Source organism: Arthrobacter subterraneus, assembly GCF_900099735.1.
Classification (GTDB): Bacteria; Actinomycetota; Actinomycetes; order Actinomycetales; family Micrococcaceae; genus Arthrobacter_D; species Arthrobacter_D subterraneus.
Window position 1 is genome coordinate 16,281 of sequence record NZ_FNDT01000009.1, and the last position, 22,478, is coordinate 38,758.

Genomic DNA, 22,478 nt, shown 5'->3' on the forward strand with positions numbered 1-22,478 from the left:
TCTACACCATGAGGCGGATACCACAACAGCTCAGAAAGTCTCAGTATTTGCGCAGGATTGGTGTGTCGCGCAGGAAGCGCACGAAAGATCGGTCGCAGGTGGAGTTGCAGGAAGCAGGCATGGCACGCTTAAGGCGTGAATACACTGGAGAATCTCGTGGGCGATTGGCTCCCACTTCCCGATGTCGCCGAGGCGCTCGGCCTGTCCATCACCAAGGTCCACGGGCTGATCAATGAGCGGGCACTGGTGGCGGTGCGGATTACCGACAGGGGAATACGGTCCGTACCCGCTGAGTTCATCACCGACGGGCACGTGCTGGACAGCCTCAAGGGGACGGTCGCGGTACTGGGCGATTCGGGGTTTTCCGACGAGGAGATCATCCGCTGGCTCTTCACGGAAGACGAGTCGCTTCCGGGCCGTCCCATCGATGCATTAAAGCAGGGGCGCAAGACGGAGATCCGCCGTCGTGCCCAGGCAATGGCCTGGTAGCAGCGCCTCAGGCAACCCGCGTAACCGCGGCGTCGGCCAGGGAGTAAAGCGCCTCCCTGCAGACTGCGTCCAGTGGAAGGGCTTCGAGGGCTTCATAGCCCGCGCGGGCACGCTCTTCAATGAGCAGCTCCACCTCTTCCCTGGCCCCCGTCGCATCGATGATGTCGCGCAGACGGCGAATGTCATCCTCGCTGAGCCCGGCGCGGCCGAGCCCGGCGTTCAGCAGCTCGGCCTGATCGTTGCCGGCCGCCTTCAGGGCTTTGGCCACCAGGACTGTCCGCTTACCCTCCCGCAGGTCGTCACCGGCGGGTTTCCCGGTCACCGCCGGATCGCCGTACACGCCCAGCAGGTCGTCCCGCAACTGGAACGCTTCCCCGAGGGGCAGTGCAAAGGCGGAGTAGCCGGCGAGCAGTGAGGCAGGTGCACCCGCCAATGCGCCGCCGATGCACAGCGGATGCACGGTGGAGTACTTGGCCGACTTGAAGCGCACGATGCTCAGTGCGCGCTCCGTCGCTTCGCCGGGATCCCGTCCTGGACCCACTGCCTCCTCCAGGAGGTCAAGGTACTGGCCGGCCATGACCTCGGTGCGCATCCGGTTGAAGATGGTGCGGGCTCCGGCGATTCTCTCCGGGCTTCCGGGGACGGAGGCGAAGGCCTCCTCGCTCAGCGACAGGCACAGGTCGCCTGCGAGGATTGCAGCTCCTGCACCGAACCGTTCCGCGTCCAGGTGCCAGCCGCCGTCGTCGTGGTGTTTTTCAAACTGTTTATGCACACTCGGTGCGCCCCGCCGGAGGTCGGAGCGGTCAATGATGTCGTCATGCACGAGGGCGGCGGCCTGGAAGAGCTCCAGCGACATACCCGCGATGACGACGCCGGCATCCTCGGCAGCGCCGCCTGCTGCCCGCCAGCCCCAGTAGCAGAGGAGCGGCCGCATTTTCTTTCCGCCGGCTGCCAGCCGCTCGATCGAGTCAACCAGCACCACGCCGTCGTCCGACACCGTCCGGATCAGGGCGCGCTGTGCCGCGAGAAAGCTTCGGGTTGTCTCGCCAAGGGACTTCCGGAAGCGGTCCTCCTCATCCTCGACACCGGTGGAAGGAGCGGCAGTTCCGTCAGTCATAGGGCCAGTCTAGGCGTTTGCCGGTCCGACCAGCCCGGCGTCACACACGGTGCAGCGCGGCCGCCGACTGTCGGGATCACGGCGCAGTAGGATGGTCTGCATGCCCGTCCGTTCCGACCTCGCGGGAATCGAGGACGCGGAATGCACCATCCTCCACGTGGACATGGACGCCTTTTACGTGTCGGTGGAACTGCTCTCCCGGCCTGACCTTCGCGGCAGGGCGGTCATCGCCGGTTCGCCTTCCGGGCGGTCGGTGGTGCTCTCGGCCTCGTATGAGGCGCGGCGGTTCGGTGTCCGGTCCGCCATGCCGATGGCAACCGCGATGCGGCTCTGCCCGCATGCCGTGATTGTTGAACCACATCATGACCGCTATGCCGAAGTGTCGGCATCCGTGATGAACATCTTCGGCACCATCACACCACTGGTGGAACAACTGAGTGTTGATGAGGCCTTCCTCGACGTGAGCGGATCACTGCGCCGGCTGGGATCGCCGAGAACCATCGGTGAGCTGATCCGGAGCACAATTCACCGGGAGCTTGGCATCACGGCAAGCGTCGGCATCGCGGGCACCAAGTTTGTGGCAAAGATAGCGTCGACTCGCTGCAAGCCCGACGGCCTGCTGCTCATTCCCGAGGCTCGTACCGTTGAATACCTTCATACCCTTCCCGTATCGGCGCTATGGGGAGTGGGTGCCAGGACGCAGGAGGTCCTGGCGCGACTGGGCATCCGGACCGTCGAGGATGTGGCACGCACCCCCGTATCGGTGCTGCAGCGTACCCTTGGCGCAACCGGCACACAGGTCCACCAACTCGCCTGGGGCAAGGACCCCCGTCCGGTAACGGTCAGCAGGCAGGAGAAAAGCATCGGCGCCGAAGAAACCTTCGCTGCCGATGTCTCCGACGATGACACCCTGAAAGCTGAGCTTCTCCGCCTCGCGCACCGCACCGCCTCGCGCCTGCGTTCGGCACACCTACAGGCGGGCGGAGTGTCGCTGAAGCTCCGCTATGCGGACTTCTCCACGCTGACGCGGTCCCGGCGGCTGCCCGAGCCGGCAGACAGTGCGCACGCGTTGTATTCGGCCGCCACCAAGCTTCTCGAGTCGCTCGGGGAGCGCCCCCTCAGCGTGCGTCTCATCGGTATTCGGACGGAACGGCTCGAAACCGCGACCGGCAGCTCGCACCAGCTGACAATCGACCGGCAGGACGACAACTGGCGCCTGGCAGAGCAGGCCCTCGATCGGGTTAACGGGAAGTTCGGAGCGTCGATGGTGATGCCCGCGAGGCTGCTCGGGCCCCGGCCTTCCCAGCAGGATAAAAACCCCTTCGGGGGGCCATCGAATGAGTAAATTCGCACGGCTTGAGGGCCTCTCGCGTCGGGACTGCCGCTTTCCCTCGGAGTGAATGCAAACTATCCTTATAAGTAGGGATTGACTAGGTGTCGACCCTGCTCAGAGCAACAAGCTGCAGCGGATAAGTCGCAGCTTCAGCCGGGAACTTGTTCCCGGCTGAAATCGTTGTTGGGTTTGAGGGATTCGGTATTAGTAGCAAGGAGGCAGTGATGGCACTCTCGGAACACGAGCAGCGGCTGCTTGACCAGTTGGAACAACAGCTTCATGCCGACGATCCCAAGTTTGCCCACTCCATGGCGTCCAGCACCAGCCGCTCGATGTCCACGCGTCGCATCGTGATTGGCTCGCTGGTGACCATCGCTGGCGTGGCGGTCCTGCTCCTTGGAATCTGGAACCAGTTCATCCCCGTCGGGGTCGCAGGTTTCCTCGTCATGGGAGCCGGCGTCTACTACGCGACCAGCAAAACCAGGCTGGATGGGGCAGCACCCAACTCGGGCAAGGGAGCCAAGGCATCAAGCTCCGCAGGCGGCGGTTTCCTCAGCAGCCTCGAAGAAAAGTGGGACGAGCGTAAACGGGATCAAACCTAGCCACCCACTTCCTCCACTTTCCCCCACAGGACCCGCCGAAAGGCGGGTCCTGTGGTGTTTAACCCCCTTCACTCGCGCCTGCCCCGATCCACGGCTGGGGTGCCGTCCAATCTCCCTCCACTTCCCACCACGCCTCCCGATCCGCACATTTCCGGGCACTTTTTCCGGCCGCGTTATGGGAAACACCACCGCCTGCATTGACGGGGGAGGAATGTGGAGTAAAGTGGAGGTCATAAGAGCGTAGTGGTGGCGCTTGGCCCTCCCGATCGGACAGGCGGTGACGGATGTTCCTCGGAACACACTCACCCCGGCTGGATGAGAAGGGGAGGTTGATCCTTCCCGCGAAGTTCCGGGACGAGCTGAGCGACGGTTTGGTTCTGACCAGGGGGCAGGAGCGCTGCATCTACGTTTTTAGTCAGCGGGAGTTCGAGAAGGTTCATGAGCAGATGCGCGAGGCTCCAATCTCGTCGCGGCAGGCTCGGGACTACATCCGTGTTTTTCTTTCCGGCGCTTCGGACGAGGTGCCGGACAAGCAGGGCAGGGTGACCATTCCACCGGCGCTTCGTACCTATGCAGGGCTGGACCGGGAACTGGCAGTGATCGGTGCGGGCAGCCGGGCCGAGATCTGGGATGCCGGGGCGTGGAACGCCTATCTCGAAGAGAAGGAAACAGCCTTCTCCGAAACTGACGAAGATGCACTGCCAGGAATTTTCTGACAGTCGCTGCCGGCCACGCAAGACAAACAGCATGCGGAGTTGCACCAAGCTCTTCGATGAGACCTCCAGCCGCCCAGCGGCCGAGTTTCCTGACTCACCTTCCCCGGAGTCAGGCAGCCGGGCCCCGGAGCGGATGGGGATCTGACCGAAGAACCGAGGCACCCGTTCGAACTCAGGCCCGGGCCTGAAGAGCCAGCAGAGAGGAGCGGGCATATGGGGGAGGAGCGTCCCACCCAGGAACGGCACGTTCCCGTACTCCTGGGGCGATGCGTCAACCTCCTTGCTCCCGCGATTGAAGCTGCAGGCACGGACGCCGTCGTGGTGGACGCGACCCTGGGCATGGGAGGCCATTCCGAGGCGCTGCTCCAGCGGTTCCGCGGCCTGCACCTCGTGGGAATCGACCGCGACCGGCAGGCGCTGCAGCTGGCGGGAGAGCGGCTGGCGCCTTTCGAGGACCGCATTGACCTGGTGCACGCGGTGTATGACGAGATCCCCTCCGTCCTTGCGGACCTCGGGATTGACCGGGTGCACGGGATCCTGTTCGACCTCGGTGTCTCCTCCCTTCAGCTCGATGAGCGTGAACGCGGCTTCGCCTACTCCTACGATGCTCCCCTCGACATGAGAATGGACACCAGCGAAGGGCAGAGCGCGGCGGATGTCGTGAACACCTATCCCGAAGAGGACCTGAAGCGGATCATCCGCACCTGGGGAGAGGAAAAATTTGCGGGGCGTATTGCGTCGGCAATCGTCGCCGCACGGCAGGACAAGCCCTTCGCCACCACCGGCGAGCTGGTCGATGCAATCCGCTCAGTGGTTCCAGCAGGTGCCGCCCGGACCGGCGGGCACCCGGCGAAACGCACTTTTCAGGCACTCCGTATCGAGGTCAATGAGGAGCTTTCGGTCCTGACCCGGGCGATTCCCGCTGCGCTCGACTCGATCGGTGTCCAGGGAAGGGTTGTGGTGATGTCCTATCACTCCCTCGAGGACAAGATCGTGAAAGCCGCCTTCACCGCCGGTACCAGATCCTCAGCGCCGGTCGGGTTTCCCGTCGAACTTGACGAGCACAAGCCCTACCTCAAAACGCTCACCAGGGGCACAGAAGCCCCCACCGACGAGGAAATCGCCGAAAATCCCCGAGCCGCATCCGCCAAGCTCCGGGCCGTGGAACGCATCAGAACCAGCACGACAGACAGGAACGCACGATGAGCCAATCAGTGCAGCAGAGGCCGTCCGCGTATCGCAGCGCCCACGCGGCAGCCGGAGCCGTAGCCGGCAGCACGGCCCGTGCCCTGCAGCATTCCGCAGGAGCCCATCCCGAGGCGCAGCCGGGGAGGGAACGACGCCGGACCCCGCTCTCTGTGGTTCCCGCGGCGCCGACCCGCGGCAGAGTGCCCTTCGCGGTGTTCTCAATGGCCGCACTGATTGCCGCGCTGGTGGTGGTGCTCATGCTGAACATCTCGGTTTCAAGCAGTCAGTACAAACTGGTGTCCATGCGGGGTGAGGAAGTAGCCCTCGCTGAACAGAACCAGGCACTGACACAACGGCTTGAGAACCTCAGGGCCCCGCAGAACCTTGCAACGGCGGCGCACAAACTCGACATGGTGGCCTCCCCGACTTTCGGAACGGTTGATGTAGATTCGTTGGCAGTCACCGGAAGCCCGGAACCAGCCAAGGAGTCCGATGCCCCGCCCGTTCTTGTACCCGCCCCCGCTGTGAACCTGCCCAGCACAGTTGTTGCGCCGCCAGCCCCGGCTCCCCAGGAGGAACCCGCAGCGGAACCCACGGCTGAGGCTGCTGCGCCGTCGGAAGCCGCTGAGCAGGCAACGCCTCCGGCCCCGGTCGAGGACGCCGCTCCCGCGGAACCAGCCGCTCCCGCGGAACCAGCCAATGGCGGCACGATCCCTGCGCCGGCGCAGGCGGCGCCCGGACAGTAAGAGACCGCAGTAACCACAGCAGCGAGGAATCACGGTGGCACCAGGCGACAACACCCAACACGAAACACTACGGGTCGCGCTCGGAGCCGCGAGGCTCAGGGTGGGACTGGCTTTTGTGCTGATCCTGCTGCTGGTCCTGGGTGTCCGGTTGTTCCAGGTCCAGGGACTGGACCTTGGAGGAATGGCTCAGGCCGGCCTGAACAAGCGGCTTGTGACCCAGCAGGTTCCGGCGTTGCGGGGCAGCATTCTGGACGACGACGGCAATGAACTGGCGCACACGGTCCAGCGCTTCGACATCGTGGTGGACCAGCGGCTCAGCGGCGGTGACACGTTCGACCGATACAACCCGGAGACGGACGAACGGGTTCAGGACATCCCGATGGAACAGGGTTTCGAAGAGCTCTCGGCGATTCTCGGCCAGGACGTCGAGACGCTGAAGGCTGCCATCCTGGGTGATGCTTCCTTCGGCTTCGTCGCACGCTCGGTCACGCCCGAGGTGAGGAACCAGGTGCTCGCTGTCGGGATGCCGGGTGTCTACGCTGATCCCACAACCCTCCGCACCTACCCGTCCGGGGCAGTCGCCGGATCGATCCTGGGCTTCATGAGCGGCGATGGCCGCGCGCTCGGCGGTATCGAACTGACCCAGGATGAGGTCCTTACCGGCACAGCCGGCAGCCGCACTTTCGAGATCGGCGGCGACGGCATCCGCATACCGTATGCCACCAACGAGGACGTGCCGGCGCAGGACGGGCAGTCAGTACGGCTCACCATTGACCAGGACCTACAGTACTTCGCGCAGCAGACCATCGCTGCGCAGGTCGAGGATTACAACGCCGAATGGGGCAACATCGTTGTGGTGGAGGCTGCGACCGGGGCAATCAAGGCGATGGCCGAGTCCACTACCCCGGATCCCAACGACTACGAGGCGACCAATCCGGAGTTCTGGAAACCCCTATCGGTGACTGCGTCCTTCGAGCCGGGATCCACCACCAAGCTGATCACCATGGCTGCAGGGCTCGAGGAGGGGATCATCGAGCCGACCAGCCGGTTCAAGACTCCACCCACCTATACGGTTGGCGGGCAGACCTTCAAGGACGCCTTTGAGCATGGAACGGAACAGCGGACGGCTGCAGGAATCTTCGCCAAGTCGATGAACACCGGCACCGTGATGATCGGCGAGCAGCTCAGCAAGCAGCAGCGCTATGACTGGCTGCGCAAGTTCGGGATCGGCGAACCCCTCAACGTCGGGCTGAACGGGGAAACCTCAGGTATTCTTCCCACCCCGGACACGTGGGATGACCGCCAGCAGTACACGGTGCTCTTCGGGCAGGGGCTGGCACAGACAGCGCTGCACACAGCGATGGTCTACCAGACAATAGCCAACGACGGCGTCCGCCTGCAGCCCCGCCTGGTGGATGCCTACATCGACCCGGACGGCACCGAGCACAAGGTCCCCCAGGGTGAGGGCACCCGCGTGGTTTCCGAGCAGACGGCGGACGAGCTCCACACCATGCTTGAGACCGTTACCGTTGAGGGATCCGGTGCCTCCGGCGCACTCGAGGAATACCGCGTGGGCTCGAAGACGGGCACCGCGGAAGCCCCCGGTGCGCGGGGCGGCTATGACGGCTATACACTCTCCTACGCGGGTATGGCACCGATGGAGGATCCCCAATACGTTGTGGTGGTTACGCTGCAGCGGCCGCAGGGAGACCTGTACTATCTGGTTCCGGGGGAATCGTTCCAGAAAGTCATGAAGTACGTTCTGAACTCGAACAACGTCCCGCCATCAACCGGTAAGCCCGAGACTTACCCGGTTGTGTACTGATCCGCGTAAGCAGGCCAACGTGTCCACAAATGAACAGTCCGGTTCCGCCGCGCCCATGCGGCCCGCCGTCGTCGTCCCGCGAACGATGGAAGAGGTACTGTCCGCCCTCCCCAGGCACCTGGCCGCCGTTCACCATGTGAGCGGCGCTCCCGACGGCGGCGCTCAGCCCACCATCACCGGTCTCACCATGGATTCGCGGCAGGTTCGCCCGGGGGACCTGTACGTTGCGGTTCCCGGCACCGGCCGGCACGGGGCGGACTTTACCGCCCAGGCGGTTGCGGCCGGCGCGGCCGCCGTCCTCACTGACGACGCCGGCACCGCCCTGGCAGCGCCGGCGCTGAGCGGATCCGGCCTCCCGCTCTACCGGGCGTCGCCGGTCCGGGACTATGTGGGCCCGCTCGCGTCCATCGTCTTCGACAGTCAGCCCGCAGACGGACGGCCCATCCTGTTCGGTGTCACCGGCACCAATGGAAAGACCACCACAACCTACTTCGTCAATGCGCTCGCGGCGGCGCTGGGGAAGAGCACCGGGTTGATCGGTACCATCGAGATCCGGGCAGGGGAGACCGTCATCCCCTCCATCCTGACAACGCCGGAATCGCCCGAGGTACACGGGATCCTGGCCCTCATGAGGGAGCGGGGCGTGGACGCCGCTGCGATGGAGGTCTCCTCGCACGCCATCGAATACCGCCGGGTTGACGGCGTCCGGTTCGACGTCGCCGGTTTCACCAATCTCACGCAGGACCACCTGGACCTTCACGGAAGCATGGAGGAGTACTTCGCGGCCAAGGCAGCGCTGTTCCGGCCCGAACGTACAGAGCGGGCCGTAGTGATCATCGATGACAGCTGGGGCCGCCGTCTCGCCGCTGAGGCGGGAGTACCCACGCTCACGCTGTCCGTGGCTGGCGCCGCGGAAGCAGACTGGACCGTCAGAGAGGTGCGCCGGGACGGCCTCGGAAACACCTTCACCCTGGCCGGTCCGGGCGGTGCGCAGCTTGCGCTGCGCTGCGGGCTACCCGGCAACTTCAATGTGGCGAACGCGGCACTGGCCGCTGTGATGATTCTCGCCTCAGGGTTCGGCATCGCCGACGTGCAGCGCGCGGTGGATGAACATGATCCGTTCACCACCCAGGTGCCCGGCCGCATGCAGCTTATTGGTGAAAGCCCGGCCGCAATCGTGGATTTCGCCCATAATCCGGATGCGCTTGCGTTGACGCTCGATTCCGTGCGCATAGAGGATAGCGATTCCCGCGTGCTGGTGGTGTTCGGCGCCACCGGTCAGCGGGATGTCTCCAAGCGGCCGGTCATGGGCGCGACAGCAGCGCGCCGCGCGGACGTGGTGATCATCACCGATGACGACCCCCATGACGAAGACGAAGCGGGGATCCGCGCCGGCGTCCTCCAGGGCGCGCGTGCGGCCCGCGACGCCGAAGGCCTGGACTGCGAGATCCTCGAGGTGTTTCCCCGGGCGGAGGCGATAAACCGGGCAGTTTCCCTTGCTCGGAGGCAGGATGTGGTCCTCATCGCAGGGCGTGGACACGAGGTGTGGCAGGAGGTCAAAGGCGTGAACCTGCCGCTGGACGACCGGGTCGAGCTTGCGGCCGCATTGACACGGCATGGATTCTCTGTCCGTTCCGGCAACAGGATAGAGTCCTAGATCGTCATGATTGAATTCAGCGCAGCCGAGATCGCGGCAGTCACGGGCGGAACGCTCTCGAAAACGGCTCTGGAAGCCGCTTCCCTTGTTGTTTCGTCAGCCACCACGGATTCCCGCGAAAGCCTCCCGGGCGGTCTCTTCATCGCCAAGCCGGGCGAATCCACCGACGGCCACCGTTTCGTCGGCAGCGCCTTTTCCCGGGGGGCGGCTCTCGCTCTTGTGGAGCGGGTCGTCACGGACGACGACGGCGCGGAATTTCCCGCCGTCGTCGTACCTGACGTAGTGGCGGCCATGGGCCGGCTTGCCGGCGAAGTGGTGCGCCGGCTGCGTGCGCACTCACCGCTGACAGTGATCGGCATCACCGGGTCGGCGGGAAAGACAACAACCAAGGATGTACTCGCTCAGCTGCTGCGCGCAGAAGGGCCCACGGTGGCCCCGGTCGGGTCATACAACGGCGAAATCGGGGTTCCCCTGACCGTATTCTCGGCGGAATACGGCACCCGCTATCTCGTTATCGAGATGGGGGCCACCGGCGTCGGGCACATCGACTACCTGGCATCCATGGTGAAGCCGGACATCGGAATCGTACTGTGCGTCGGTTCGGCGCACGCCGGAGAGTTCGGCGGTATTGAACGGATCGCCCAGGCCAAGGGTGAACTGCCCCGGTCGCTGGGTTCCCACGGCACCGCCATTCTCAACGGGGACGACGCACGTGTCAGCGCAATGGCCGCGCAGACGCAGGCACGCACTCTTTTCTTCACCGAAGACTCCACGTTCGACGCCGCCGGTACTGCCGTCCGCGCAGAGGAGGTGACGTTGTCCGTCGAGGGCAATCCATGCTTCACGCTGGTTCTTCCCGGCGGGGAACGCCACGAGGTGAGGCCGCTGCTGATCGGCCGGCACCACATCACCAACCTCCTCGCCGCTGCATCTGCCGCCCACGTCCTCGGCATCCCGGGCGAGCGGATCGCAGCCGGGCTGAGCGGCGCACGCGCCATCAGCCGCTGGCGCATGGAGCGCACCGACAGGCCGGACGGCGTGACGGTCATCAACGATGCCTATAACGCGAACCCGGAATCCATGCGGGCGGCTCTCGCCACGCTGGCCGAACTCGGACGCGGCAGGCGCACCTGGGCAGTGCTCGGCGAGATGCTGGAGCTGGGGGATGACTCCGTCAGCGCCCATGATGGGCTCGGCCGGGTTGCCGTCCGGCTGAATATCTCCAAGCTGCTCGTCGTCGGAGACGGGGCAAAGGCGATCCACACCGGCGCAGTACTGGAAGGATCATGGGGAGATGAAGCGCTGTTTGTGCGGGACGTCTCCGAGGCGGAGGACATCCTGAGCCATGAACTGCAGCCGGGCGACCTCGTTCTCGTCAAATCATCCAATGGCGCAGGTCTGCGCCATCTGGGCGATCGGCTAGCATTGGCGTCAGACAAATCGACGGCGGCGCCCGAGGCTGACCCGGGGCCACAGGCTGAACCGGATGGACCCGGTCCAGGAAATCAAGGGGGCCCCTCGCTGTGATCGCGCTGCTGATTGCCTCAGCGTCCGCCCTTCTCCTCGCCCTCATCGGAACACCCCTGTTCATCAGGCTCCTCGTGAGCAAGAGCTACGGCCAGTTCATCCGGGACGACGGACCCACGGCGCACCACACCAAGCGCGGCACGCCCACCATGGGCGGTGCCGTGATCGTGGGCTCCGTGGTGACCGCCTACTTCGCCACGCACCTCATCATGGGCGCCGCAGGTGTTTCTGACGGTCCCACAGCCTCGGGTCTGCTGCTGCTCATGGTCACCGTCGGCATGGGCGTCGTCGGCTTCTTCGACGACTACATCAAAATCTCCAAACAGCGCAGCCTGGGTCTCAGCGCGCCGGCCAAGATCATCGGGCAGACCATGGTGGGCATATTGTTCGCCATCCTTGCGCTCAATTTCCCGGATGAGAACGGCCGCACGCCGGCCTCCACAGCTATCTCCTTTGTGCGGGACACAGCCTTCGACCTCGCCTTTGCAGGCTCACTGGTCGGCGCGATCCTCTTCATCCTCTGGTCAAACCTGATCATCACCGCTGCCACGAACGGCGTGAACCTGGCGGACGGCCTGGACGGGCTGGCGACCGGTGCATCGGTCTTCGTCTTCGGTGCCTACATGCTGATGGGCATCTGGCAGTTCAACCAGCGCTGCGCGTCACCTGATGTCCCTGCGAACATCTGTTATGAAGTGCGCGATCCCCTGGACCTCGCGCTGATAGCCGGCGCCATGTGCGGCGCACTGGTCGGTTTCCTCTGGTGGAACACGTCACCGGCCAAGATCTTCATGGGCGATACCGGTTCGCTGGCAATCGGAGGAGCAATCGCCGGGTTCGCGATCCTCTCACGCACGCAGCTTCTCCTGGTCATCATGGCCGGGCTGTTCGTCATGATCACCCTGTCCGTCATCATCCAGGTCGGGTTCTTCAAGCTCTCCGGCGGCAAGCGGGTCTTCAAGATGGCTCCGCTGCAGCATCATTTCGAGCTCAAGGGCTGGCAGGAGGTCACCGTGGTGGTGCGCTTCTGGGTTCTCGCCGGGCTGTTCGTGGCCGTCGCGCTCGGTATCTTCTACGCTGAATGGGTTGTCCTGCTGTGAGCGGGGATGACCTGCGGGACGCACATCAGCGTCTTGCGGACCTGACCTCCTGGAACGCAGACTGGGCCGGGCTGCGGGTGGTGGTGACCGGGATCGGGCTGTCGGGCTTTTCGGCCGCTGACACCCTGATCGAACTGGGTGCGCGGGTGGTGGTCTGCGACTCCACCGACTCCGAGGAAAACCGCTCGAAAGCGGACACCCTCAGGATTGTCGGCGCAGTGGACGTGCTGCTCGGTGAAGACGCCGCAGGCACCCTGCCCCTCGTTGACGGGAAGACCCCCGAGTTGGTGGTCACCTCGCCTGGCTGGCGCCCAACCCAACCACTGCTCTCAGCCGCCGACGCCGCGGGCGTCCCCATCTGGGGAGACGTTGAACTTGCCTGGCGGGTCCGCACCCGCGAGGGCAGGCCGACCGCTGAATGGGTGACGATCACCGGCACCAACGGCAAGACCACCACGGTCACACTCGCCGAGTCGATGCTCCGGGCCGCCGGACTCCGCGCCATCGCGGCCGGGAACGTCGGAACCCCGATCCTTGATGCCATCCGTGACCCGCAGGGCTATGACGTCATTGCCGTCGAGCTCTCGAGCTTTCAGTTGCACTGGAGCTACAGCCTCGAGCCGCTGGCCAGCGTGTGCCTGAATCTCGCGGAGGACCACGTGGACTGGCATGGCGGCTTTGATGAGTACCGTGCAGCCAAGGCGAAGGTCTATGAGAATACCCGCGTGGCCTGCGTCTACAACGCGGAAGATCCTGCCACCGAGCGGATGGTGGAAGAAGCAGACGTCCAGGAAGGCTGCCGGGCGATCGGTTTCACCACCAATACGCCCGCTGTCAGCATGCTCGGCGTGGTGGATGAACTGCTGGTCGACCGGGCCTTCATAGAACAGCGCAAGGATTCGGCAGCCGAGCTGGCATCCGTCACGGACCTGGGGGAAGTGGTGCCGCGCCATCTTGTCGCGAACGCCCTTGCGGCGGCAGCCCTCGCACGGGCAGCCGGGGCCCCGCCGGCCGCGGTGCGTGAAGGCATCCGTAACTACCGGCCGTCCGGACACCGTATCGAGCTGGTGGCCGCCCGGGACGGGGTTCTGTGGATCAACGACTCCAAAGCGACCAACCCGCACGCCGCGCATGCTGCTTTGTCGTCCTTCCACAGCGTGGTCTGGATTGCCGGAGGGCTCTCCAAGGGCGTGGACTACAACGAGCTTGTGCGGAACAACTCTTCCCGGTTCAAGGCCGCTGTACTGATCGGCCGTGACAGTTCGGATCTTGCGTCCGCTCTCCGCCGACACGCGCCGGATGTTCCGGTGATCGAGCTGGGTGCGGGTCACACTGGTAAGGACGAGTTGCCGTCCCAGCACTCGGGGTCAGACGGCGTCCAGGCCATGCGCGCGGCAGTAACCGAAGCGCTGCGCATCGCCGCGGACGGCGACACTGTGCTCATGGCGCCGGCGGCAGCGTCGATGGACCAGTTTCCTTCCTATGCCCATCGCGGCGCCGCCTTCATCGAGGCGGTCCGCGGGATTGTGGAGGGGCAGGGATTCACCGCTAAGGAGTTGTAATGGTCAGCACGCCTACCCGGCCGTCCCGCCGGAAGCCGGCGGTGCGGCAGCACTCCAGCGGAACCAGCACGGCGCAGCGGTCCTCACCTGCCGCGCCGGCGGCCGCGGACGCCGTTCCGCGCCCCGAAGGGAAAGGTGCCCTCGGCGCGTTCGCGCGGATGTGGCGCTTTCTTGAGGGCTCGGACCGGCAGACCAGCGGCTCAAGCTATTACATGATTCTTGGAGCCACGCTGGCACTGACCGCGATCGGGCTCATGATGGTGCTTTCGGCGTCGTCCGTCGAGTCGATCGCCAATGCGGCGTCCACGGTGGAGCCCACTGACGAAGGCGCAATCGTCTTCGACTTTTTCTTCAAGCAAAGCGTGTACGCGGTGCTCGGTGTGGCCCTCATGCTCGGGCTGTCGAGATTGGGCCCCCGGGTCTTTAAATTCCTGGCATGGCCCGGACTGGGAGTCGCCATCGTTCTGCTGGTGCTGGTGCTGCTCATCGGCGAGAACATCAACGGCAACCAGAACTGGATCCGCATCGGCAACCAGTCCCTGCAGCCGTCGGAGCCGGCAAAGCTCGCCCTGGCCCTGTGGTGCGCCACCGTGCTTGAGCGCAAGCGTGGACTCATCCGGGACTGGAAACACGCCCTCGTCCCTGTGGCGCCGCTCGGCGGGATCATCCTCCTGCTCGTCATGCTCGGCGGTGACCTCGGAACGGCGATCATTCTCGGCATGATCATGGGTGCGGCGCTCTTCTTCGCGGGTGCGCCCATCAAGATGTTCACCATCGCCGGTCTTGTGGGGATCGCGGGAGCGTTCGGCGCAATCCTGCTCAACAGCACCCGGAGCACCCGCATTGAAGCGTGGCTGCGACTGAACTGCGACTCCGCCTCCGACCCCTGCTTCCAATCCAACCAGGGCCTGTTCGCCCTGGCGTCGGGCGGATGGTGGGGCGTCGGCATCGGACAGAGCCGGCAGAAGTGGAACTGGATACCCGAAGCACACAACGACTTCATCTTCGCGATCATCGGTGAGGAATTCGGTCTGATCGGCACCCTTGTGGTGATTGCACTGTTCGGCATCCTGGCCGTGGCCACCCTGCGCGTAGCCCGCCGTTACACCGACCCGTTTGTCCGTATCCTCATGGGATCCATCCTCGTGTGGCTGATCGGACAGGCCTTCGTGAACATCGGTATGGTCACCGGTGTCCTGCCGGTCATCGGCGTGCCGCTGCCGTTTATCTCCTACGGCGGTTCGGCGCTCACCTTCACCCTTGCCGCCGTCGGGGTGCTCCTTGCGTTTGCCCGGCGGATGCCGCCGGCGGCACAGGGGACAGCCTTATCCGCAAATCCCGTCTCCGCGAAAACCAAGTGAAAGATCAAGAGAGCCCATTGACTGAATCCTCTTCCCTGTCGGTCGTCCTTGCCGGCGGAGGCACCGCAGGGCACATCAGCCCCCTCCTGGCCATTGCCCGTGCCCTGGTCGATACCCGCCCTGACGCCCGGGTGGTAGCTGTGGGGACGGCCGCCGGGATGGAGATCCGCCTGGTCCCGGCAGCAGGATTCCGGCTCGAAACCATCGAGCGGGTTCCCATGCCGCGAAGCCTGTCCGTGGACCTTTTCAAACTTCCGGTACGCCTGGTCCGCGCCGTCCGGCAGGCACTCAGAATCATCGACGGCGCCGCTGCCGACGTCGTGGTCGGGGTCGGGGGCTACGTCTCCACCCCGCTGTATCTCGCCGCGTGGATCCGCCGAGTGCCCGTGGTCATCCATGAGGCCAACGCCCGGCCCGGGCTCGCGAACCGACTGGGAGCCCGCATTGCCCGGACCGTAGCCGTAGCCTTCCGGGACACCGGGCTGCCGGGGGAGCAGTGGGTCGGTATGCCCATGCGGCCGGAGATCTCCACCCTCGACCGTGCTGCGGCGCGCAGGGACGCGCGGACGGCGCTGGGCCTGGACCCGGATCTGGCAACGCTCATTGTGACCGGCGGCTCCTCCGGCGCGGCCAGCATCAACCGTGCAGTGGCAGCGGCGGCACCCAGGATCGCCGACACCGGAGCGCAGGTGCAGGTGCTTCACATCACCGGGCGCGGCAAGCAGGCGAGGGCGGCGGACGGTGGGCTGCTGGCAGCCACCGGTTACCGGCAGGTCGAGTATGTGGACGGCATGGAGAAGGTGTACGCCGCCGCCGATCTGCTGCTTGCCCGGGCCGGCGCCGCGACGGTCAGCGAGGTCGCGGCGGTCGGGTTGCCGGCTGTTTTCGCGCCCCTGCCGCACGGCAACGGCGAGCAGCGGAGGAATGCAGCAGAACTGGTTGACGCCGGCGCCGCGATCATGGTCGAGGATGGGCAGCTGACCGCTGACTGGCTCCTCGCAGAAGTCATTCCCCTGCTGCAGGACGCCGGGCGCCTCCGGAAGATGTCCCTGGCCACGGTGTCGCTCGGCGTGCGCGACGCAGATGAGCGCATGGCGAACCTGATTATCGATGCAGCCGGAGGCCGCTCATGAGTACAGCCGTTGAAAATCTCGGCAGGGTCCATTTCATCGGTCTCGGCGGCGCCGGGATGTCCGCGGTGGCCCGTGTGCTCCTTGGCCGCGGCGCAGCCGTTTCCGGTTCGGATGCAGCGGACTCGCGCGGCCTGCAGTCACTGGCCGCCCTCGGAGCGGACGTGCACGTCGGCCACGACCCCAGGAACCTGGGGTCCGCGGACACCGTGGTGGTCTCCAGTGCGATCCGCGATACCAACCCGGAACTGGTCGCTGCGAAGGAACGGGGTCTGCGTATCCTCCACCGCTCGGAAGCTCTTGCAGCAGCGATGGACGGACGCCTGGTGGTCGCCGTTGCAGGCACGCATGGAAAAACGACGACGACGGCGATGATCACGGTCATGCTGCAGGCTGCAGGGGCCAGTCCATCGTTTGCCATCGGAGGGGATGTTGCGGCGCTGGGTGTTAACGCCGAATGGACGGAGGGGAGTGTCTTCGTGGCTGAGGCGGACGAGTCCGACGGCTCATTCCTCAACTACCGTCCCCGCATCGGCGTAGTCACCAATGTGGAGGCCGACCATCTTGACCACTACGGGTCTGCTGAAGCCGTCTTCGACTCCTTCGACCGCTTTGCGGCCCTGCTGCCCGCAGAGGACGGCGTGCTGGTCGCGTGCCACGATGACGACGGCGCCAAGGCCCTGGCGGACCGGACCGCCGGGGCGAGACGGGTGCGCACGTATGGCTACACCGCGGGCGCCGACGTCCGGATCAGTGACACCCGTTCGGTGGGCAGCACGTCAAACAGCATTCTCTCCTTCTCGGTCGACGGACTGGACAGCCAGCAGGAACTTCAGCTGGCGGTGCCCGGTCGGCACAATGTCCTGAACGCGGCCGCGGCTTTTGCCGTAGGCCTTGAGCTGGGAGTCGATCCGGCAGCCGCCGCCGCCGGGCTCGCCTCGTTCTCCGGTGCGGCCCGGCGGTTCGAGGCAAAGGGCGAGGGTTCCGGCGTCCGGGTTTTTGACGACTACGCCCACCACCCCACCGAGGTCGCGGCAGCCCTGAACGCCGCACGGACGGTTGCGGGCCAGTACGCGGTGCACGTGGTATTCCAGCCGCACCTGTTCTCGCGGACACGGGAGTTTGCTGCTGAGTTCGCCGCCGCGCTGTCCCTGGCCGACACGGTCCGCGTCCTGGACATCTATGCTGCGCGCGAGGACCCGGTGGAGGGCGTCACGAGCCGGCTGATCAGCGATCGGCTCACCACCGACGGAGGGTATGCGCCGGACGTCGATGAAGCGCTGCAGTCGGTTGTCGATTCCGCCCGGCGCGGGGACATCATCCTGACCGTGGGCGCAGGGGACGTCACCCGTCTCGGTCCGAGGATTGTCGGGCTCCTGGCCCGGAAGGAGGGAGTGCGGTGACACCGCGCCGTCCGCGCAAGCCGGGGATGCCCGGAAAACAGTCACCCCTGGCTCCAGTCGAGACGATCACCGCTGAGAAGAACCTGCCGTCCGAGCCCCCGGCCGGACCACAGGAGGACCGGGTCACCGCCTCCAGGGAAGCTCCGATAGCGCTGCTCGAGCGCGATCACGACGCCGCCACTGTCATCGCGTTCCCGGAGCCGCCGGGCCGCCGTCGAAGGAAATGGTGGCTGGCAGGCATCATTGGAACCGTTGCGCTTGTTGCGGGACTGATTGCCTACCTGGTGTTCTCACCCGCGCTGGCGGTACGGACGCTTGACGTGCAGGGAAACCAGCTGGTCCCGGAGGACCAGATTACCGCTGCGCTGGCCCCCCTCCTCGGCACCTCACTGACCCGGATCGGCGATGATGACGTCCGCGTGCTCCTCGATGGATTTCCTCCGGTCAAGGATGTCTCCGTGGCAGCGGCACCGCCGTCGACGCTCAGTGTGACCGTGATCGAGCGGACGCCGGTCGCGGTTCTGGAGAGTGACGGGAAGTTCATACTCATCGACGCGGAGGGCAGGCAGCTGACTACCGTGGCCGACCGGGAATCCGCTGCGCTTCCGCTCATTGACGGTGGCACAAACGCCGTGAACAGCGAGGTTTTTTCGTCGATCGCGGACGTGCTTGCCGCCCTTCCCGCGGATATCAGGAAGCGTCTGGTGCACGCCTCTGCGGGCTCCATTGATTCGGTCGAGCTGAAACTGACGGACGGAAAGACCATCTTCTGGGGCAGCGCCGAGGAAAATGCCGAGAAGTCGCGGGTTATCGGGGCACTCCTGACCATCCCGGAGCAGGATCCGCCGGTAAAGGTCTATGACGTCAGCACACCATCACGACCGGTAACCCGGTGAAGTTTTCCGACACGCTGGCTTGGTGATTGCATGCCGGTGACCATGCACCTAGCGTCTCAGTAAGAAACTACTTGACATAACATTAACTTTCAAGTTGAAGGTGAATGTTTGTCAGGTTGAAGGTTGGAACCCCCAGCCCATAAGACCCAACCAGCGCACAGATCGAACAAGGGACACAGGACGTGGCAGCACCGCAGAATTACTTGGCCGTCATCAAGGTCGTCGGCATCGGCGGCGGTGGCGTGAACGCCGTCAACCGAATGATCGAGGTTGGCCTGCGCGGCGTGGAGTTCATCGCCATCAACACAGATGCGCAGGCACTGCTCATGAGCGATGCCGATGTGAAACTCGACGTCGGCCGTGAGCTTACCCGTGGCCTGGGCGCCGGCGCGGACCCCGAGGTTGGCCGTAAGGCGGCCGAAGACCACGCCGAGGAAATCGAGGAAGTAATCCGCGGCGCAGACATGGTCTTCGTGACAGCCGGTGAAGGTGGCGGCACCGGCACCGGCGGTGCGCCGGTCGTCGCGCGGATCGCGCGTTCGCTCGGAGCCCTCACCATCGGTGTTGTGACCAGGCCCTTCACCTTCGAGGGCCGTCGTCGTTCCAATCAGGCGGAAACGGGCATCGATACGCTGCGGGACGAGGTGGACACCCTGATCGTTATCCCGAATGACCGCCTGCTGTCCATCAGCGACCGCAACGTGTCCATGCTGGACGCGTTCCGTTCAGCGGATCAGGTGCTGCTCTCGGGTGTCCAGGGCATCACCGACCTCATCACTACCCCGGGCCTGATCAACCTCGACTTCGCTGACGTCAAGTCAGTCATGCAGGGTGCGGGCTCGGCTCTCATGGGTATCGGATCGGCGCGCGGTGAAGACCGCGCCGTGAAGGCTGCCGAACTGGCCATCGCTTCGCCCCTCCTCGAAGCCTCTATCGACGGCGCCCACGGCGTCCTCCTCTCCATTCAGGGCGGTTCGGATCTCGGCCTGTTCGAGATCAACGAGGCTGCGCGGCTGGTGCAGGAGGTTGCGCACCCCGAGGCAAACATCATCTTCGGTGCGGTGATCGATGACGCGCTCGGAGACGAGGCACGTGTGACAGTCATCGCGGCTGGTTTCGACCAGGTGGATGCCACCTCGCAGCCGGCGTCTCCTGCAGCCAAGCCCGCATCTGCTCCCGCTATCGGACGCGAGCATGCGCCGGCAGCGGCCCCGCAGACCGTTGCCGCCGGTGCGGGTGCCGGCTACGGGTCGTGGTCACACTCGTCCAACGGACGAGGCAACGACGTGCCCGGCGACGCTGGATTCGACGTCGACCTTCCGGCTGTTGTCGAACCGGATTACTCCACCGGGCGCTCCGATGATCTGGACGTTCCCGACTTCCTGAAGTAAAGGGTGTTTTTCTGGAAGTCGGAGGTGGCGCCCGGCATCCGGGTCGCCTTCACCGACCGCGGCGCGGGGAACCTCGCGCTGCGCGTCGGAGACCACCCGGATGCTGCCGCACGTTCCAGGCGCGCACTCGAGTCAGAATTGGGAATTGCACCCGGCTCCCTGCACTTCATGAACCAGACCCACTCGACTGTGGTCGCGGAGGCCGGAACCGGCGGTGTACCCGACGCTGATGCCCTTATGAGTCCAACGGGGCAGGATGCGCTGGCGGTGCTTGTGGCTGATTGTGTTCCCGTGGTTCTCGTTGGTTCGACCGTCCGCGGTGGCGCGGTCACAGCTGTGGTCCATGCCGGGCGGAAGGGAGTCGAGGGCAACATCGCGGGGCGCACCGTCGATGCGTTGCGGAAGCGCGGCGCTGCATCGGTCTCAGCATGGATAGGACCGTCCGTCTGCGGGCGGTGCTACGAGGTCCCCGAGGATATGCGGGAGACGGTGTCCCGGACTGTTCCACCTGCCCGCAGTGTCACCTCCTGGGGTTCCCCCGCGCTTGATCTGCCGGCCGGAGTCCGGGGGCAGCTGGAAGAAGCGGGAGCTGACGTGCAGGAGCTGGGCGCCGGTGGAAACCTCTGCACCCTTGAGAACAACCAGCTGTTCTCGCATCGTGCGGTGGGCCAGGGCAGGCCGGTGGGCCGGCTCGCCGGACTGGTGTGGCAGGATGCCTGACACGGGCGCCAGGCGCGCTGAACTCGAAGACAACCTGCGCAGGGTCAACAGCCGGATCGATGAGGCTCTTGCGGCATGCGGCCGCAGCGAGAGGCCGACGCTGATTGTCGTCACCAAGTTCTTTCCGCCGTCCGACGTCGCGTTGCTGTCCCGACTCGGGGTGCGGGACGTGGGCGAGAACCGGGACCAGGAAGCCGCGGCGAAGGCCGAAGCTGTTGCTGATCCGCAGCTGCGCTGGCACTTCGTCGGCCAGCTGCAGACCAATAAGGCCAAATCGGTTGTCAATTACGCGCATACGGTCCACTCTGTCGACCGCATCCCCCTGGTCAACGCACTCGAGAAAGCGATGGCCCGCCGTCACGAACAGTCCGGACCGGCAGGGGAGTCGGAGGCAGCGGGCGGTAGGGCCGTCCTCGATTGTTATGTCCAGCTGAACCTGGCGCCCGAGGACAACGGACGCGGAGGCGTGAGCCCTGCGGATGTACTCGAAGTTGCCGCCGCGGTTCACGACGCGGAACACCTGCAGTTGAAGGGAGTGATGGCTGTGGCACCGCTCGGAGGAGACCCGCAGGAAGCCTTCGGCAGGCTTGCGGAGATCTCGGCCGACGTCGTCCACCGTTACCCCGGAGCGACGGGCATTTCCGCCGGGATGAGCGGTGATCTTGAACAGGCAATCGCCGCCGGTGCGACACACCTGCGCGTCGGCTCAGATGTGCTCGGCGCCCGCCCTCCGGTGGGGTAGCGTCAACGCTGTAACCGCGGGCGTCCTGAGGCGTCCTGGACAATCTTGCATGACGAAGGAATGACAGGAGCTACCATGGCTGGCGCACTGCGCAAGACAATGATTTACCTTGGGCTCGCCGACGGTGACGAGCACTACGAACCAGAGCCCAAGACATCTCACAGCAGGAATGAGGACTACTCCGTGGACTACGACCGTGACGAACGCCATGTCGAGCCCGCACCGGCGGCCAAGGCTGCCCCCGAGGAGTACCGCGCCCCGGTTACACCTATCAAGCGCGCACAGTCCGCCCGCGAGGACGCCTCATCCCTCCGCCAGATCACCACGGTGCACCCGCGTTCCTACAATGACGCAAAAATAATCGGGGAGAGCTTCCGCGACGGCATCCCGGTGATCATGAACGTCACTGACATGGGCGAGGCGGATGCCAAACGCCTGGTGGACTTCTCCGCGGGCCTGGTGTTCGGACTTCACGGCTCGATCGAGCGGGTCACCAACAAGGTATTCCTGCTCTCACCCTCCTACATCGAGGTCCTTGGTGAAGATCAGAAGGCCAGCGACGGTCAAGCCAGTTTCTTCAATCAAAGCTGACGCTGTTTACTGGTACTGATAACTATTTCCGTTCATGCCAGAGGACTGTGACTGACACGTGAGCTTGGTCTTCGCCCTGATCTACCTGGTGCTGATGCTGTTCCAGCTCGCGCTGATCATCCGTATCGTGTATGACGCCGTCCAGATGTTCGCCCGCAGCTGGCGGCCCCGCCGGCTCGCGCTCATCCTGGCCTCCATGGTTTATGCGGTGACCGATCCGCCCATCAAAATGTTTCGCCGGCTGATTCCGCCGCTCCGGTTGGGCGGCGTTTCGCTCGACATGGCGTTCATTGTGGTGTTTCTTGGGGCAACAATCCTCAAGGCCATCGCAGGATCTTTGGCGGTAGCGTGATCCGGGTTAGTTTTCGAGACCTAAAAGATA

The 22,478-nt window shown here is 65.0% G+C and carries 21 protein-coding genes; 20 read left to right on the forward strand and 1 reads right to left on the reverse strand.

All coding sequences use genetic code 11. The annotated features are described in order from the left end of the window. Positions 1-135 precede the first annotated feature (135 nt). Positions 136-489: an Rv2175c family DNA-binding protein gene (locus tag BLS52_RS10880; protein ID WP_026545803.1), complete on the forward strand. Its 354-nt coding sequence runs from the start codon at positions 136-138 to the stop codon at positions 487-489. Positions 490-496: 7 nt separating this feature from the next. On the opposite strand, the gene BLS52_RS10885 is transcribed toward BLS52_RS10880, so the two are convergent. Then, positions 497-1,606 carry a polyprenyl synthetase family protein gene (locus BLS52_RS10885; RefSeq protein WP_090586731.1) on the reverse strand — a complete coding sequence of 370 codons (1,110 nt, stop codon included), beginning with the start codon at positions 1,604-1,606 and terminating at the stop codon, positions 497-499. A 100-nt stretch (positions 1,607-1,706) separates the two neighbouring features. Between BLS52_RS10885 and dinB the strand changes: the two genes are divergently transcribed. The 19 genes from dinB (at position 1,707) to BLS52_RS10980 (ending at position 22,448) form a co-directional block, all read left to right on the forward strand. Continuing rightward, the gene (dinB, locus tag BLS52_RS10890) at positions 1,707-2,951 is read left to right on the forward strand and encodes a DNA polymerase IV (protein ID WP_090586732.1); all 1,245 of its coding nucleotides are present in this window, start codon (positions 1,707-1,709) and stop codon (positions 2,949-2,951) included. A 212-nt stretch (positions 2,952-3,163) separates the two neighbouring features. Beyond that, positions 3,164-3,541 (forward strand): DUF3040 domain-containing protein, encoded by a 378-nt coding sequence (locus BLS52_RS10895; protein WP_090586734.1) that lies wholly within the window; start codon positions 3,164-3,166, stop codon positions 3,539-3,541. 284 nt (positions 3,542-3,825) lie between these two features. Then, a complete protein-coding gene (mraZ, locus tag BLS52_RS10900) occupies positions 3,826-4,257 on the forward strand; it encodes a division/cell wall cluster transcriptional repressor MraZ (protein WP_026545799.1) in 432 nt (143 codons plus the stop codon). A 213-nt stretch (positions 4,258-4,470) separates the two neighbouring features. After that, positions 4,471-5,463 (forward strand): 16S rRNA (cytosine(1402)-N(4))-methyltransferase RsmH, encoded by a 993-nt coding sequence (rsmH, locus tag BLS52_RS10905; RefSeq protein ID WP_090586736.1) that lies wholly within the window; start codon positions 4,471-4,473, stop codon positions 5,461-5,463. Beyond that, entirely contained in the window at positions 5,460-6,191 is a 732-nt protein-coding gene (gene ftsL / locus BLS52_RS10910; protein ID WP_090586737.1) for a cell division protein FtsL, read from the forward strand. Before rsmH ends, ftsL begins: the two co-directional genes overlap by 4 nt. Positions 6,192-6,225: 34 nt before the next feature. Then, entirely contained in the window at positions 6,226-8,016 is a 1,791-nt protein-coding gene (locus tag BLS52_RS10915) for a peptidoglycan D,D-transpeptidase FtsI family protein (RefSeq protein WP_245702817.1), read from the forward strand. Between the two features lie 55 nt (positions 8,017-8,071). Then, entirely contained in the window at positions 8,072-9,673 is a 1,602-nt protein-coding gene (locus BLS52_RS10920) for a UDP-N-acetylmuramoyl-L-alanyl-D-glutamate--2,6-diaminopimelate ligase (protein WP_090586740.1), read from the forward strand. Between the two features lie 6 nt (positions 9,674-9,679). Continuing rightward, positions 9,680-11,200, forward strand: coding sequence for a UDP-N-acetylmuramoyl-tripeptide--D-alanyl-D-alanine ligase (locus tag BLS52_RS10925; RefSeq protein ID WP_090586741.1), 1,521 nt, complete (start codon positions 9,680-9,682; stop codon positions 11,198-11,200). Continuing rightward, positions 11,197-12,300, forward strand: a complete 1,104-nt coding sequence (mraY, locus tag BLS52_RS10930) for a phospho-N-acetylmuramoyl-pentapeptide-transferase (protein WP_026545794.1) — start codon at positions 11,197-11,199, stop codon at positions 12,298-12,300. The genes BLS52_RS10925 and mraY overlap by 4 nt, the downstream gene beginning before the upstream one ends. Continuing rightward, entirely contained in the window at positions 12,282-13,862 is a 1,581-nt protein-coding gene (murD, locus tag BLS52_RS10935; RefSeq protein ID WP_090586744.1) for a UDP-N-acetylmuramoyl-L-alanine--D-glutamate ligase, read from the forward strand. Before mraY ends, murD begins: the two co-directional genes overlap by 19 nt. Beyond that, on the forward strand, positions 13,862-15,223 hold the full coding sequence (gene ftsW / locus BLS52_RS10940; RefSeq protein WP_090586745.1) for a putative lipid II flippase FtsW: 1,362 nt from the start codon (positions 13,862-13,864) through the stop codon (positions 15,221-15,223). Before murD ends, ftsW begins: the two co-directional genes overlap by 1 nt. 17 nt (positions 15,224-15,240) lie before the next feature. Further along, positions 15,241-16,356: an undecaprenyldiphospho-muramoylpentapeptide beta-N-acetylglucosaminyltransferase gene (gene murG / locus BLS52_RS10945; RefSeq protein ID WP_090586747.1), complete on the forward strand. Its 1,116-nt coding sequence runs from the start codon at positions 15,241-15,243 to the stop codon at positions 16,354-16,356. After that, the gene (gene murC, locus BLS52_RS10950) at positions 16,353-17,756 is read left to right on the forward strand and encodes a UDP-N-acetylmuramate--L-alanine ligase (protein WP_090586749.1); all 1,404 of its coding nucleotides are present in this window, start codon (positions 16,353-16,355) and stop codon (positions 17,754-17,756) included. Before murG ends, murC begins: the two co-directional genes overlap by 4 nt. Then, a complete protein-coding gene (locus BLS52_RS10955) occupies positions 17,753-18,652 on the forward strand; it encodes a cell division protein FtsQ/DivIB (RefSeq protein WP_245702819.1) in 900 nt (299 codons plus the stop codon). Before murC ends, BLS52_RS10955 begins: the two co-directional genes overlap by 4 nt. Before the next feature lie 182 nt (positions 18,653-18,834). Further along, complete coding sequence (ftsZ, locus tag BLS52_RS10960; protein WP_026545790.1) at positions 18,835-20,043, forward strand: cell division protein FtsZ; 1,209 nt, start codon at positions 18,835-18,837, stop codon at positions 20,041-20,043. Positions 20,044-20,046: 3 nt separating this feature from the next. Next, positions 20,047-20,763 (forward strand): purine nucleoside phosphorylase YfiH/LACC1 family protein, encoded by a 717-nt coding sequence (locus BLS52_RS10965; RefSeq protein ID WP_090586751.1) that lies wholly within the window; start codon positions 20,047-20,049, stop codon positions 20,761-20,763. Further along, complete coding sequence (locus BLS52_RS10970) at positions 20,756-21,505, forward strand: YggS family pyridoxal phosphate-dependent enzyme (protein ID WP_090586752.1); 750 nt, start codon at positions 20,756-20,758, stop codon at positions 21,503-21,505. Before BLS52_RS10965 ends, BLS52_RS10970 begins: the two co-directional genes overlap by 8 nt. Positions 21,506-21,580: 75 nt before the next feature. Further along, on the forward strand, positions 21,581-22,096 hold the full coding sequence (locus BLS52_RS10975) for a cell division protein SepF (protein WP_026545788.1): 516 nt from the start codon (positions 21,581-21,583) through the stop codon (positions 22,094-22,096). Positions 22,097-22,154: 58 nt separating this feature from the next. Next, a complete protein-coding gene (locus tag BLS52_RS10980; RefSeq protein ID WP_026545787.1) occupies positions 22,155-22,448 on the forward strand; it encodes a YggT family protein in 294 nt (97 codons plus the stop codon). The last annotated feature ends 30 nt before the right edge of the window (positions 22,449-22,478 follow it).